Annotated in this window: 12 protein-coding genes; 7 read left to right on the forward strand and 5 right to left on the reverse strand. The window is 74.7% G+C overall.

Annotated features, from left to right (window positions below):
• Positions 1–68 precede the first annotated feature (68 nt).
• The 7 genes from hypA to ACFXAM_RS12735 all read left to right on the forward strand — a co-directional run bounded on the left by hypA (position 69) and on the right by ACFXAM_RS12735 (position 7,058).
• Entirely contained in the window at positions 69–455 is a 387-nt protein-coding gene (gene hypA, locus ACFXAM_RS12705; protein WP_380290307.1) for a hydrogenase maturation nickel metallochaperone HypA, read from the forward strand.
• Between the two features lie 5 nt (positions 456–460).
• On the forward strand, positions 461–1,255 hold the full coding sequence (gene hypB / locus ACFXAM_RS12710) for a hydrogenase nickel incorporation protein HypB (RefSeq protein WP_380290309.1): 795 nt from the start codon (positions 461–463) through the stop codon (positions 1,253–1,255).
• Positions 1,252–3,546 (forward strand): carbamoyltransferase HypF, encoded by a 2,295-nt coding sequence (hypF, locus tag ACFXAM_RS12715; RefSeq protein ID WP_380290311.1) that lies wholly within the window; start codon positions 1,252–1,254, stop codon positions 3,544–3,546. Before hypB ends, hypF begins: the two co-directional genes overlap by 4 nt.
• 13 nt (positions 3,547–3,559) lie before the next feature.
• Positions 3,560–3,850, forward strand: coding sequence for a HypC/HybG/HupF family hydrogenase formation chaperone (locus ACFXAM_RS12720; protein WP_380290313.1), 291 nt, complete (start codon positions 3,560–3,562; stop codon positions 3,848–3,850).
• Entirely contained in the window at positions 3,847–4,971 is a 1,125-nt protein-coding gene (gene hypD, locus ACFXAM_RS12725) for a hydrogenase formation protein HypD (RefSeq protein WP_380290314.1), read from the forward strand. Before ACFXAM_RS12720 ends, hypD begins: the two co-directional genes overlap by 4 nt.
• Positions 4,964–6,037 (forward strand): hydrogenase expression/formation protein HypE, encoded by a 1,074-nt coding sequence (hypE, locus tag ACFXAM_RS12730; RefSeq protein ID WP_380290316.1) that lies wholly within the window; start codon positions 4,964–4,966, stop codon positions 6,035–6,037. Before hypD ends, hypE begins: the two co-directional genes overlap by 8 nt.
• A 199-nt stretch (positions 6,038–6,236) precedes the next feature.
• Positions 6,237–7,058 (forward strand): lipase family protein, encoded by an 822-nt coding sequence (locus tag ACFXAM_RS12735; RefSeq protein WP_380290318.1) that lies wholly within the window; start codon positions 6,237–6,239, stop codon positions 7,056–7,058.
• A gap of 83 nt (positions 7,059–7,141) precedes the next feature.
• Here ACFXAM_RS12735 and ACFXAM_RS12740 read toward each other — a convergent pair whose 3' ends face one another.
• From ACFXAM_RS12740 to ACFXAM_RS12760, 5 genes are read right to left on the reverse strand one after another with little or no spacing between them, the layout of a single operon-like run.
• On the reverse strand, positions 7,142–7,837 hold the full coding sequence (locus ACFXAM_RS12740) for a formyltransferase family protein (protein ID WP_380290320.1): 696 nt from the start codon (positions 7,835–7,837) through the stop codon (positions 7,142–7,144).
• The gene (locus ACFXAM_RS12745; RefSeq protein WP_380290322.1) at positions 7,834–9,093 is read right to left on the reverse strand and encodes a cytochrome P450; all 1,260 of its coding nucleotides are present in this window, start codon (positions 9,091–9,093) and stop codon (positions 7,834–7,836) included. Before ACFXAM_RS12745 ends, ACFXAM_RS12740 begins: the two co-directional genes overlap by 4 nt.
• Positions 9,090–10,874 carry a beta-ketoacyl synthase N-terminal-like domain-containing protein gene (locus tag ACFXAM_RS12750; RefSeq protein WP_380290324.1) on the reverse strand — a complete coding sequence of 595 codons (1,785 nt, stop codon included), beginning with the start codon at positions 10,872–10,874 and terminating at the stop codon, positions 9,090–9,092. The genes ACFXAM_RS12745 and ACFXAM_RS12750 overlap by 4 nt, the downstream gene beginning before the upstream one ends.
• Before the next feature lie 37 nt (positions 10,875–10,911).
• Complete coding sequence (locus ACFXAM_RS12755) at positions 10,912–12,738, reverse strand: amino acid adenylation domain-containing protein (protein ID WP_380290373.1); 1,827 nt, start codon at positions 12,736–12,738, stop codon at positions 10,912–10,914.
• Complete coding sequence (locus tag ACFXAM_RS12760) at positions 12,735–14,171, reverse strand: condensation domain-containing protein (protein WP_380290375.1); 1,437 nt, start codon at positions 14,169–14,171, stop codon at positions 12,735–12,737. Before ACFXAM_RS12760 ends, ACFXAM_RS12755 begins: the two co-directional genes overlap by 4 nt.
• Positions 14,172–14,324: the final 153 nt, after the last annotated feature.

Genomic DNA, 14,324 nt, shown 5'->3' on the forward strand with positions numbered 1-14,324 from the left:
GCTGCGGGCCGCTGCCGCCGCCGCGGCCTGTAATGGGGCCTGTTGCCTCCCAGCCGGGAACGGGGCCCATGCACGAGATGTCGATCGCGACGGCCGTCGTCGAACAGGTGGACGCCGCGGCGCGCCGGCACGGGGCCCGGGCGGTCGTGCGGGTGCGTCTGCAGATCGGCGAACTGGCCGGGGTGGTGCCCGCGGCCCTCGGCTTCTGCTTCGAACTGGCCTGCGCCGGAACGCTGGTGGCGGGCGCCGTGCTGGAGACCGAGGCGGTGGCGGGGCGGGCCAGGTGCGTGCCGTGCGCGGCCGAGTGGGCCGTCGGCATGCCGCCCGACCTGGGCTGCCCGCACTGCGCCGGCGGCCGGGTCGAACTGCTGGCGGGCCGCGAACTGCAGATCCTCGGCGTGGAGTGGGCCGCACGCCCGCCGGGCGCCGGTACCGGTGCCGGACAGGAAGGCTGAAACCCATGTGTCGCACGGTGGAACTCCGGCAGGCGGTCCTCGCCCGCAACGACGAGGGCGCCCGTGAACTGCGCGCCCGGCTGCTCGCCCGGGGCACCGTCGTGGTGAACCTGCTCTCCAGCCCGGGCAGCGGGAAGACGGCACTGCTGGAGGCCGAACTCGCGCTGGCCCGCGAGCGCGGGATCGCGGTCGCGGCGCTCACCGCCGACCTCGCGACGGAGAACGACGCGCTGCGGCTGGCCCGTTCGGGCGTGCCGGTGAAGCAGGTGCTCACCGACGGGCTGTGCCACCTGGAGACCGAGATGCTCACCGCGCAGCTGGCCGGCTGGCTGCCGCGGGACACCAGGCTGCTGTTCGTGGAGAACGTCGGCAACCTGGTCTGCCCGGCCTCCTACGACCTCGGCGAGTCGCTGCGGGTGGTGCTCGCCTCGGTCACCGAGGGGGAGGACAAGCCGCTCAAGTACCCGACCGCCTTCGGCCTGGCCAACCTGGTGCTGGTGACCAAGGCCGACCTCGCGGCGGCGGTGGAGTTCGACGAGGCCGCGTTCCTGGCCGCCGTCGCCCGGGTCAACCCGGGGGTGGAGGTGGTCCGCACCTCGGCCCGCACCGGGCAGGGGACGGGGACGCTGCTGGAGCGGGCCTGCGCGGTGCTGGACGGCGCGCCGGTCCACCGGCCGGTGATGGCGGGCGCGCCGCAGCACGGGCACGGGCACGGGCACACGCACGGCCACTCCCACGGGCACGAGCACGAGCACGGGCACGGGCCCACGCACGCGGGCGCGGCGGCGGAGCGGTCGTGACGGTACGGCGCCGGGTGGCCGTCAGCGGGGTCGTCCAGGGCGTCGGCTTCCGGCCCTTCGTCTTCGCCCTCGCCACCGAGCTGGGCCTCGCCGGCACCGTCACCAACACCGGCGAGGGCGTACTGGCCGAGGTCGAGGGCGGGCCGGAGGCGGTCGAGGCGTTCTGCCGCCGGATCGCCGGGGACGCGCCGCCGCTCGCCCTGGTCGCCGCCGTGGAGCACGCGCCGCTCACCCCCACCGGCGCCCGCGGCTTCGCCATCACGCCGTCCCGCGCCGGCGGCCCGCGCCGGACCCTGGTGCCGCCGGACACCGCCACCTGCGCCGACTGCCTCGCCGAACTCGCCGACCCGGCCGACCGCCGCCACCGCCACCCGTTCATCAGCTGCACCAACTGCGGACCGCGCCACACCATCGTCACCGGGCTGCCCTACGACCGCGCCAACACCACCATGGCCGGCTTCCCGCTCTGCCCGGACTGCACCCGGGAGTACACCGACCCCGCCGACCGGCGCTTCCACGCCCAGCCGCTCTGCTGCCACGCCTGCGGGCCCCGGCTCGCCCTCACCGTCCCCGGCCGGCCCGCCGTCGAGCGCGAGGCCGCCCTCGACGGGGCCCGCCGGCTGCTGCGCGAGGGAGCGGTCCTCGCCGTCAAGGGCCTCGGCGGCTACCACCTGGCGTGCGACGCCCGCAACGCGCCGAGCGTCACCCGGCTGCGCCGGCGCAAGCGCCGCGGCGCCAAGCCCTTCGCGCTGATGGCCCGCGACCTCACGGAGCTCGCCGCGCTCGTCCGGCTCGGCCCGGTCGAGGAGGAACTGCTCACCGGCCCGGCCCGGCCGATCGTGCTGCTGCGCCGCCCGGGCCCGGCCGCGGACGGGCTCGACGCGGTGGCGCCCGGCAGCCCCGACCTCGGGGTGATGCTGCCGTACACCCCGCTGCACCACCTGCTGCTCGCCCCGCCCGGCCCCGGGCTGCTGGTGATGACCAGCGCCAACCTGTCCGGCGAGCCCATCGTGACCGACGACGCCGAGGCCCTCGCCCGGCTCGCCCCGCTGGTCGACGCCTGGCTGACGCACGACCGGGCCATCCACGTCCCCTGCGAGGACTCGGTGGTCCGGGTCGTCGACGGGGAGCAGCTGCCGCTGCGGCGCTCGCGCGGCCACGCGCCGCTGCCGCTGCCGCTGCCCGTGCCGGTCCGGCCCGCGCTGGCGGCCGGCGGGGACCTCAAGAACACCTTCGCGCTGGCGGACGGCGGCTACGCCTGGCTGTCCGGGCACATCGGCGACATGGACGACCTCGCCACCCTCGGCGCCTTCGACCGCGCGGTGGCGCAGCTGGCGGCCGTCACCGCCGTGCGGCCCGAGGTGCTGGTGGTGGACCGCCACCCCGGCTACCGCTCCGCCCGGCACGCCCGGCGCACCCACCCGACGGCGCAGCCGCGGACGGTGCAGCACCACCACGCGCACATCGCCTCGGTCATGGCGGAGCACGGTCTCGACGGCCGCCGCCCGGTCATCGGCGTCGCCTTCGACGGCACCGGCTACGGCGACGACGGCGCGGTCTGGGGCGGCGAGGTGCTGCTCGCCGACTACGACGGCTTCCGGCGGTTCGGGCACCTCGGGTACGTGCCGCTGCCCGGCGGCGACGCGGCGGTGCGCCGCCCCTACCGGATGGCGCTCGCCCATCTGTGGGCCGCCGGTCTGCCCTGGACCGCCTCGCTGCCCGCCGTCCGGGCCTGCCCTGACGGCGAACGTGCCGTACTGGAGCGGCAGTTGACCCGCTCGCTGAACTGCGTGCCGACCTCCAGCATGGGCCGGCTGTTCGACGCGGTCTCCTCGCTGGCCGGGGTCTGCCAGCTGGCCGGCTACGAGGCGCAGGCGGCGGTCGAACTGGAGGCGGCGGCGCTGGAGCACGGCCCGGCCGACGGCTACGCCTTCGCGCTGCGCCCGGAGGGCGGCGTCCTGGTCGGCGACCCCGGACCGGTGCTGGCGGGAGTGGTCGCCGACCTCGCCGCCGGCGCGCCGGCAGGCCTGGTCGCCGCCCGCTTCCACGCCGCGGTGGCCGGCCTCGTCCGCGCGTTGTGCCGGGCCGCCCGCGAGCGCTGCGGACTGGAGACGGTCGCGCTGAGCGGCGGGGTGTTCGCCAACGCGCTGCTCTCCGCCGACTGCGGGCGTGGCCTGCGGGCCGACGGCTTCACCGTGCTGCGCCATCGCCGGGTGCCCCCCAATGACGGCGGACTGGCGCTCGGCCAGCTGATGGTGGCCGCCCGGGCCGGCGGCCCGGGCGCCGGTTGAGAGGAGAGGGCGGATGTGTCTGGCGGTGCCCGGCAGGGTGATGGAGATCGCGGAGCGGGACGGCACGCGGATGGCGGTCGTCGACTTCGGCGGCGTCGTCAAGGACGTCTGCCTGGAGTACCTCCCCGATCTGGCGGTGGGTGAGTACGCCATCGTGCACGTGGGGTTCGCCCTGCAGCGGCTGGACGAGGAGTCGGCCCGGCGGACCCTCGACCTGTTCGCCGAACTCGGGCTGTTGCAGGAGGAGTTCGGGGACCCGTGGGAGGCGGCGGCCGGGCCGGCCGGAACGGAGGAGCGGAGTTGAGGTACCTGGAGGAGTTCCAGAACCCGGAGCTGGCGGGCGGGCTGCTCGCCGACATCCGGGCCGCGGTGACCAGGCCGTGGGCGCTGATGGAGGTGTGTGGCGGGCAGACGCACAGCATCATTCGGCACGGGATCGACCAACTGCTTCCCGAGGGTGTCGAGTTGATCCACGGCCCGGGCTGTCCGGTCTGTGTGACCCCGCTGGAGGTGATCGACCGGGCACTGGCGATCGCCTCCCGGCCCGGGGTGATCTTCTGCTCCTTCGGCGACATGCTGCGGGTGCCGGGCACCGACCGCGACCTGTTCCGGGTCCGCGGCGAGGGCGGTGACGTCCGGGTGGTCTACTCGCCGCTGGACGCGCTGCGGATCGCCCGGGAGAACCCGGACCGCGAGGTGGTGTTCTTCGGCATCGGCTTCGAGACCACCGCGCCGCCCAACGCGATGGCCGTCCACCAGGCCAGGAAGCAGGGCGTGCGCAACTTCAGCATGCTGGTCTCGCACGTCCGGGTGCCCCCGGCCGTCGAGGCCATCATGAATGCGCCGGACTGCCGGGTGCAGGCCTTCCTCGCGGCCGGGCACGTGTGCAGCGTGATGGGTGTCGAGGAGTACCCGGAGCTGGCCGAGCGCCATCGGGTGCCGATCGTGGTCACCGGCTTCGAACCGCTGGACATCCTGGAGGGGATCCGGCGCACCGTACGGCAGTTGGAGCGCGGCGAGCACACCGTCGACAACGCGTACCCGCGGGCCGTCCGGCCGGAGGGCAACCCGGCGGCCCGGGCGATGCTGGCGGACGTCTTCGAGGTGACCGACCGGGCCTGGCGGGGGATCGGGGTCATCCCGGGCAGCGGCTGGCGGCTCTCGCCGCGCTACCGCGACCACGACGCCGAGCACCGCTTCGACGTCACGGGGATCACCACCCGCGAGCCCGCGGCCTGCCGCAGCGGCGAGGTGCTCCAGGGGCTGCTCAAGCCCGACCGGTGCGAGGCGTTCGGCACCGTCTGCACCCCGCGCACCCCGCTGGGCGCCACCATGGTGTCCAGCGAGGGCGCCTGCGCCGCGTACTACCTCTACCGGCGGCTCGGCACGCCGGGCGTCCCCCGGGAGGCGAGCCCCGTTGGCTGACACCGTGACCCTGACCGGACCGGACCTCTCCGGCTGGAGCTGTCCGCTGCCGCTGCGCGACCACCCCCGGGTGGTGATGGGGCACGGAGGAGGCGGGGCGATGTCCGCCGAACTGGTGGCGGGCCTGTTCGCCCCGGCCTACGGCAACCGGACCCTCGCCGGCCTCGCGGACTCCGCCGTGCTGGAACTCGGCGGCGCCCGCCTCGCGTTCTCCACCGACTCCTACGTGGTGCGGCCGCTGTTCTTCCCCGGCGGCAGCATCGGCGACCTCGCCGTCAACGGCACGGTCAACGACCTCGCGATGAGCGGGGCGCGGCCCGCCTACCTCTCCTGCGGCTTCATCCTGGAGGAGGGGGTGGAGATGGCCGTGGTGGACCGCGTGGCGAAGGCCCTCGGCGCCGCCGCCCGGGCGGCCGGGGTGGAGGTGGTCACCGGCGACACCAAGGTGGTGGAGGCGGGCCGCGGCGACGGCGTCTACCTGAACACCGCCGGCATCGGGCTCGTCCCGGAGGGCGTGCGCATCGCGCCGCAGCGGGCGGTGCCGGGCGACGTGGTGATCGTCAGCGGGGACATCGGGCTGCACGGCGTCGCGATCATGAGCGTGCGCGAGGGCCTGGAGTTCGGGGTCACGGTCGAGAGCGACTGCGCCGCGCTCGGCGGCCTGGTCGGGGCGATGCTCGCCGTCACCCCGGACCTCCACGCGCTGCGCGACCCCACCCGGGGCGGGCTGGGCGCGGCCCTCAACGAGATCGCGACGGCGGCCGGCGTGGGCGTGGTGGTGAACGAGCGGGCCGTCCCGGTGCCGCCCGCAGTGGCCAACGCCTGCGCCGTGCTGGGCCTCGACCCGATGTACGTCGCCAACGAGGGCAAGCTGGTCGCCTTCGTGCCGCGCGAGGAGGCGGACGCGGTGCTCGCCGCCATGCGGGCGCACCCCCGGGGCACGGGCGCGGCGGTGATCGGCGCGTGTGTGGCCGACCACCCCGGCACGGTCGTCGCCCGGACGGCGTTCGGCGGCACCCGGGTGGTGGACCTGCCGATGGGCGAGCAGCTGCCGAGGATCTGCTAGCTCCCGGCGCGAGCGGGCCCCGGCGCGGTGGAACCTCCCGCGCCGGGGCCCCGCCCGTCCGGTCGCCCACGAACTCCCGCCGGGGTAGCGTCACTGATGGTCACCGGGCCGTCGCGGACCGCTTGCCCGGGACGGGGCGCGGGCGAGGTCCGCCGTGGCCCCGTCGTCCCGCCCGCCGACCCGACAGGAGCGTCCCACCGTGGCCGTACCCACCACCTTCGACCAGCGTGCCACCGACTTCGGCCTCCCGCTGGCCTACAACCTGGCGAAGGCCGCCGAGCTCGCCTACCAGGACGAGGCCACCATCGAGGCGCAGGCCCGCGCCTGGGGCTTCGACACCGTGCGCCACCACCGCACCCGCTTCACCCCGCCGTTCCCGCTCCAGGACACCCAGGCCTTCACGATGGCCGGCGAGCACATGATCGTCACCGCGTTCCGCGGCACCGAGCCCGCGCAGATCCGCGACTGGCTCACCGACAGCACCACGCCGCCCTGGCCCGGTCCCGCCCGCACCGGCTTCGTCCACTACGGCTTCGCCGAGGCCCTCGAATCCGTCTTCCCCGACGTCGCCAAGACCCTCGCCGAACTGCGCACCGACGGGCAGAGCGTCTGGTTCACCGGGCACAGCCTCGGCGGGGCGCTCGCGATGCTCACCGCCGCCCGGCTGAGCCTGGAGGACCCCCGGCTGCGGGCCGACGGCGTCTACACCTTCGGCCAGCCCCGCACCTGCGACCGCCTGCTGGCCGCCGCCTACGACCAGGGCCTCCAGGGCCGCACCCACCGCTTCGTCCACGCCAACGACATCGTGCCGCAGCTGCCCCCGGAGCCCGCCTTCACCCATGTGGAGACGCTGCACCACATCGACTCGGCGGGCCGGCTGCGCGAGCGGACCGGACTGGTGGGCGGCCTGGCCGACCGCGCCAAGGGGCTGGGCGCCGCCGCGTTCTCCCCGGACGGCGAGGGCATCCGCGACCACCTGATGCGCAACTACCTCGCCGCCCTGGAGAAGGCCCTCGCCTGACCGCGCCGCAGCGCCCGGCGCCCGACGCCCGACGTCCCGGCGCCCGGCGGAGGCACCGGGCCCCGCCGTGCGCCGGGTTCCGCCTACCGCTCGTGGAGCGCCCACGCGCTGCTGTCGACCTTCACCGAGCCGGGCAGCGCGATGAGTTCGGGCTTGAACAGCGGGGGAGCGCCCATCGCGGGCTCCCAGGTCGCCAGCTTCTCGTCCTGGGGGACCTCGATGTGCCGGCCGGCGGCGAGGTCGGAGACCACCCGGAGCAGCAGGCGCACCCCGAGCGGTGCCAGCTGGTCGCGCCACAGGCTCTGCGCGGTCGAGCCCGGGGGCACGAACAGGTGCTCCTGGGCGGCGAGCGGGCCGGCGTCGGTGCGCTCGGTGAGGTGGTAGACGCTCCCGCCGGTCACCTTGTCGCCGTCGCGGATCGTCCACCGGATCGCGTCCCGGCCGCGGTGCAGCGGCAGCAGACTGGGGTGGTAGCCGATCGTCGCGATGCCGGCCCGGGCGCGGGTCTGACGGCCGAGGAAGGCGTGCGAGTGCGCGGCGATGATGACGTCCACGCCGTCCGGGACGTGCCGCGCCCGCAGTTCGGCGGAGTCCGTCCACGGGATGTCCCGGTGGTAGGCCCAGGAGCGCAGGCGGTCCCAGCACATCGCGTCGCCCTCGTCGGACCTCCCCTTGCGCAGCCGGGGTGCGGCCGCCCCGGTGATCTTGTGCCCCTTGTCCAGCAGGGCCTCCGCGACCTGCACCGCGAACGCCCCCTGTCCCGAGATGTAGATGTTCACCGGTCCTCCTGCGGTCGCGGGTCGGGTGCCTTCAGTCCGGAGCGGTCGGGGTGGAACAGCACCGGCATGGTGGAGAACCCGGTCAGGAAGTTGGACCGGATCGGCAGGGCCTCGCCGTTCTGCTCGAAGCCGGTGGTGAAGTCCCGCAGCGCCGTGAGCAGTTCGGCGATCTCCACCTTCGCCAGGTACGAGCCGACGCAGAAGTGCGGGCCGTAGCCGAAGGCCAGGTGCTTGTTGGGGGTGCGGCCGAGGTCGAACACCCCGGGCCGGGCGAAGACCCGCTCGTCCCGGTTGCCGGAGGCGTGCCAGAGCGTCAGGATCTCGCCCGGGCGCAGCCGCACGCCGTGCAGTTCGGTCTCCCGCTCGACGCTGCGCCCGAAGTGCATCGTGGGCGAGGCCCAGCGCAGCACCTCCTCGACGGCGGTCCCGACGGCGACCTCGCCGCGCTTGAGCCGCTGCCACTGGTCCGGCCGGGCGGCGAGGGTGCGGACGCAGTCGATCATCGTCAGCCGGCTGGTCTCGTCGCCGCCGATGATCAGGCTGTAGCAGTTGAGCACGACGTCCTCGTCGGACAGCGGCACGCCGTCGACGGCGCTGTCGATCAGCATGCTGATCACGTCGTCGCCCGGGTTCTCGCGCCGTTCCTCGACGACGTCCATGAAGTACATCAGGATCTCGTTGCGGGCCATCTCGGAGTCGAGCTCGTCGACGGACTCGTCCTCGGCCGAGAGCGCGGTCCTGGTCAGGCCGAGCAGGTACTCCCGGTCCTGCTCGGGCACGCCGAGCAGGTTCGAGATCGTGGTCATCGGGATCCGGCTCGCGATCCGCTCCGCGAAGTCGCAGCCGCCCGACTCCACGGCCTCGCGGATCCACCGCCGAGTGTTCGCCCGCACGGTCAGCGCGACCTCGTCGAGCACCCGCGGGGACAGCACCCGCTGGAGGATCTTGCGCAGCTCCAGGTGCCGGGGTCCGTCGGTGATGGCCAGCATCCGGCCGGCGCCGGCGTCACCGCCCTCCAGCAGGGTGACGAGCACATTGCCGCGCTGGGACGTGAGGTTCACGTTGTCCCGGTAGGCGTTCATGATGTCCTCGTGGCGCGAGAGCACCCAGAAGCCGGGCCGCCCGTCGGCCGGCGGGTTCCAGTGCAGCGGGGCGGTGTCGCGCAGGGTGCGCCAGAAGCCGGTGAGGTCGTGGTCGGCGAAGGTGGCCGGGTCGCCCAGGTCCACCGTGTCCGGTGCCGGGGTGGTCACGGTCACCAGTCCGTCCGCCAGAAGCGGCGGGGCCGGAACGGGTAGGTGGGCAGCGGCACCCGGTGGCTGGCCTCCCCGCGGTGCAGGGCCTCGAAGTCCACCTGCCGGCCGCCCACCCAGGCGGCGGCCAGCTCGGACAGCGCCCGCGCGTGGGGAGCGGAGGGCACGATGCCCCGCTCCGTGCGGGTGAAGTCGTCGGGGCCCGGCTGCGGGGCGTCGGCGGTGCTGACGGCGGCCGGCCCGCCGGCGTCGCCGGACAGCGCCGCGAGCAGCTCCGCGCGGCTGCGGACCACCGCCGCCCACCGCCGGGCCATCACCTTGCGGCCGAGGTTGAGGCTGAAGCAGACGTCGTCCAGCCGGAGCCCGGGGTCGGCCTCCAGCCACGCCCGGAGCCGCTCGCGCTGACGGGCCAGCGCCTCGTCGTCCAGGGCGGAGAGGGTGGCCAGCCGCGGCCGGCCCGTCTCCTCGGGCGCCCGCGCGGCGGTGGCCGGCGCCTCCTCCAGCAGCAGGTGGGCGTTGTAGCCGCCGCCCCCGATCGAGGTGATCCCGGCGCGGCGGACGCCGGCCTCCGGCTCCCAGCCGGCCCCTTCGAGCTGCGGCACGAACGGGGTGCCCGGCAGGTCGAGGTCGGGGTTGACCTCGGTCAGGTTGATCGTCGCCGGCAGCGTCCGGTGGTACAGCGACAGCGCGGCCTTGATCGCGCCGAAGCCGCCCGACACCACGCCTCCGTGGCCCACGTTGCCCTTGACCCCGCCGATCGAGGTGGCGGCGGTCTGCTTGCCGAACGCCATGCTCGCCGCATGCACCTCCAGCTCGTCGGTGACCGGCATGCCGAGCCCGTTCGCCTCGTACATGGACACGGTGTCCGGGGTGACGCCGCCGACCTCCATGGCGCTCGCGATGCAGGCGCTCAGCCGCTCGGGCTGCGCCAGGCCGTAGGCCATCGCGCTGACCCCGTTGTTGTTGACGGCCGATCCCTTGACCACGGCGTAGATGTGGTCGCGGTCGGCGACGGCCCGGCCCAGCGGCTTCAGCAGCACGGTGACCACACCGCTGGACAGCGCGGTGCCGGTGCCGTTGGCGTCGAACGGGCGGCAGTGACCGTCCTTCGACAGGATGCGGTTCTCCTCCCACAGGTGGCCGCGGGGGTGCGGCAGCCGGACCATCGCGCCGCCGGCGATCGCCAGGTCGGTCTGGCCGAGCAGCAGCGACTGGCAGGCCAGGTGCACCGCGTAGTGGAAGCCCGCGCAGACGGCGGCGACGGTGACGGCCTCACCGGTCAGCCCCATGTAGTACAGCGCGTTGGAGGTCATGGTGTCCGGCGACCACGCCAGGCTGGCCTCGATCGCCTCGGGGCCGACCGACACGCGGTCCGGCGGGGAGCTGTAGAGCGCGGCGGTCTGCGGGTTGTTGGCGCCGTACATGCCGACCTCGGCCTTCAGCCGGTCGGGGTCGTAGCCGCCGTCCTCCAGCGTCTCCCAGGCGCTCTCCAGGTAGAGCCGGTTCTCCGGGGTCATCGCGGCGGCCATCCGGTCGCTGATGCCGAACACCGAGGGGTCGAACTGGTCGTAGGTGTCGAGCACGCCGCAGGCCCGGACGTAGAACGGGCTGTGGATCAGCGTCTCGTCGACATGGATGTCGTCCTTGGCCAGGAAGCTGATGGACTCCCGGCCGTGGACCAGGTTGTCCCAGAACTGCTCCTTGGTGCGGGCTCCGGGCGCCCGCAGGGACATGCCGATCACGGCCACGTCGCCCGGGTCGTACTCCTGCTCGGGGCTGTCGGTCATGGGAAGGCTCCTGCTTCGTCGTCGAGGGAAGGGTGGCTCAGCGGCCGGTGGCGCCACCGCGCCCGCGCAGCGCGGCACGGCGGGCGGTGGCACGAGCACGGGCGGACCGGACCACCTCGGGGGCTTCGCCGCTCTCGTCGTCGAGCCAGCGGGCGAGGGAGGCGATGTCGCGGAAGCTGAAGAGGTCGGGCACCCGCACGCGCCGCTCGAAGCGCCGGGTCATCAGCCGGGCGAGGCGGACCAGCAGCAGCGAGTCGCCGCCCAGGTCGTAGAAGGCGGACTGGACGTCGATGCCCGAGGGGTCGAGGTCGAGCAGCTGGCCCCAGATCTCCGCCAGGGCCACCTCGGTCGGCGTGCTCGCGGCCGTCAGCGGGGCGCCGGTGCCGGCCGGCGGCTCGGGCAGTGCGGAGCGGTCGAGCTTCCCGCCCGGCCCCAGCGGCAGGGCGGGAAGGAACACCAGCGTCGCGGGCACCATGTAGTCGGGCAGTTCGGCGGCGAGCCGCCCGGTGACGGCGCTCTGGAGCGCGGCGTCCAGCCGCGGGCCGTCCGGCGCGGCGCCCTCGCCCGCGGGCACCACGTAGCCGAGCAGCCGGTTGCCCCGGACGGCGGCGGCCGCCTCCCGCACCTCGGGGCAGGCGGTCAGCCGGGCCTCGACCTCCTCCAGCTCGATGCGGTAGCCGCGCAGTTTGACCTGGTGGTCGGTGCGGCCGAGGAAGCGCAGCTCGCCGGAGGGGGTGAACGCGACCAGGTCGCCGGTGCGGTACATCCGCGCGTCACCGCCGGCGAACGGGTCCGGCAGGAAGCGCTCGGCCGTGGTCTGCGGCCGGTTGACGTAGCCGTGCGCCACCTTGGGGCCGCCGAGGAAGAGCTCGCCGGGCTCACCGGCCGGGACCGGCTTCAGGTCGCCGTCCAGCACGTGGATCCGGTCGGCGGTCGTCGGCGGGCCGATCGTCGGCTCCTCGGTCCCGCCCTCGGGCACCGGGCCGAAGGAGCAGAACACGGTGCCCTCGGTGGGGCCGTAGGCGTTGTACACCCGCTCGGCGGTGGTCTCGCGGTAGGTCCGGTCCACCAGCTTGCGGCGCAGCGCCTCGCCGCCGAACACGACGGAGCGCACGTTCGGCGGCAGCGCCCCGGCGTCCAGCAGGCCGTTCATCACCGACGGCACGACGTTCAGATGGGTGATCCGGTCGGCGTACCGGCTCTCCGCCAGGTGCACGGCGCTCTCGACGAGCACCACGGTGCCGCCGCGGCAGAGCGCGTTGAAGATCTCCATCACGGACATGTCGAAGCACACCGAGCTCGCCGCCGCCACGCCGCTCAGGTCGCAGCCCTCCAGGGCGCGGTCCATCTCGGAGAGCATCGCCACGCAGCCGCCGTGGTGCACGGCCACGCCCTTGGGCCGGCCGGTGGAGCCGGAGGTGTAGATGATGTACGCGGTGTCCTCGGGCACGACCGCGGCGGGCTCGGCGCCGGGCTCGACGGTCACGGTGTCGCCCAGCACCACCACGGTCGGCCCCGGCGGGCAGGCGGCGCGGGAGGCGGGCGTGGTCAGCAGCAGCCCGGTCCCGCTGTCGCCGACCATGAAGCCCAGCCGGTCGGCGGGGTAGTTCGGGTCCAGCGGCAGGTAGCAGGACCCGGTGCGCAGGGCCGCCAGGACGGCGACCAGCAGGTCGGGGGTGCGCTCGACGCAGATGCCGACCGGCATGCCGGGGCCCGCGCCGACGGCGGTCAGCCGCTCGGCCAGCAGCCGGGAGCGCTCGTTCAGTTCGCCGTACGTCAGGACGCCGGCGTCGGAGCAGACGGCGGTCGCGTCGGGGTTCTTGACCGCTTGGGCGAGGAACTCGGAGTGCAGGGTCTCGGTCATTGGTCCGTCTCCTCGGGGAGGCCGGCCGGCGCCACGGCGCCGAGGGCCAGGTCGGGGTGGGCGATCGAGTCGAAGAGCACCGTGCGGAAGAGTGCGAGCAGCGCGGTGACGGTGTGCCGTTCCAGGTAGCCCGGCTTGAACTGGACGTGGCCGGCCACCCGGCCGTCGATGTCGGCCATCGAGATCTCCAGGTCGAACTTGGCGAGGTGACGGCGCACCTGGAGCGGTTCGAGCGGCAGCGCGCCGTCCGGCGACAGGGTGTCGCCGACGCCGTGGAAGAGCTTGACGGCGCGGGGGAAGGCGTCCGAGGACAGCCAGTTCACCACCACGTCGAACCACGGCGAACGGCCCTCGGCGCGCGGCGGCTTCAGCTGGGAGGCCAGCAGGTCGAGCGGGTAGTCCATGTGTTCCAGGAGGCCGAGCGAGAAGGCGTGCACCTCGCCCAGCAGCACCCGGAAGCTGCGGTCGGGGGCCGGGTTCGCCCGGACCAGCACGGTGTTGAGGTAGTAGCCGACGGCGGACTCCCAGCCGGGCTCGGAGCGCTGGGCGATCGCGGTGGCCAGCACCGCGTCCTCGGTGCCGACCGCGCGGTTGAGCGTGGCGAAGAACCCGGCCAGCACCACCGTGCTGACCGACACGCCCTCGCGCACCGCGAACTCCCGCAGCAGACGGGTCTCCTCGGCGCTCCAGCGGAACGCGAGGTCGCGGCCCTCGTAGGTGACGCCGGGCGGCCGCTCCTTGTCGGACAGGTCGAGCCGGGCGGGCGGGTCCTCCAGCTGCCGGGACCACCAGTCCAGCGCCGCCCCGGCCGCCGGACCCGCCAGCCACTCCCGCTCGCGGGCGACGAACTCGGTGTAGGGGGCGGCGGGTTCGCGCCCGGCCGGGTCGGCGCCCTGGTAGAACTCCTGGATCTCGCGGATCATCACCTCGGCCGAGGCCGCGTCCGAGGCGATGTGGTGGACGAGCACCAGCAGATAGTGGTCGGCCGGTTCCCGGGTCAGGAGGACGATCCGCACCAGTGGCCCGTTGTCCAGGTCGAGCGGTTCGTGGCCGCGGCGGGCGAGTTCCTCGCGGGCCTCCTCCGGGTCCAGGGCGGAGCCGTCGACCACGGTGAACTCGTACACCGGCTCGTCCAGCACCACCTGGTACGGGCGGCCGCCCGCCTCCACGAACAGCGTGCGCAGGGCGGGGTGGCGGTCCATGACGGCGCGGACCGCGTGTTCGAGGACCTTCTCGTCGACCGCGGCGCGGATCCGGGCGGTCACCATGAAGTTGTAGGGCACGGCGTCCGGCGCGACCATCTGCATGAACCAGAGCGAGGCCTGGCCGTGCGAGGCCGGGGCGAGCAGGAGCCCGGAACCCTCGGCGCGCAGCTGCTCCAGGGCCGGGGCGTCGGTGGCCTCCAGCAGCCCGCGCGCGTCGAGTTCCTCCACCAGCTCCTCGGCGTCCAGTTCGGACAGCTCGTCGAGGAAGCTCCGGTCCGGGACGGGCTCGTTCCGCAGGACCGGGACCGGGACCGGGACCGGGCCCGGGGCGGGGGTGGGGGGGGGGGGGGGGCCGGCGGGGGGGGCCCGGGGCGGGCGCGG

The organism is Kitasatospora sp. NPDC059462, assembly GCF_042749955.1.
Lineage (GTDB): Bacteria > Actinomycetota > Actinomycetes > Streptomycetales > Streptomycetaceae > Kitasatospora.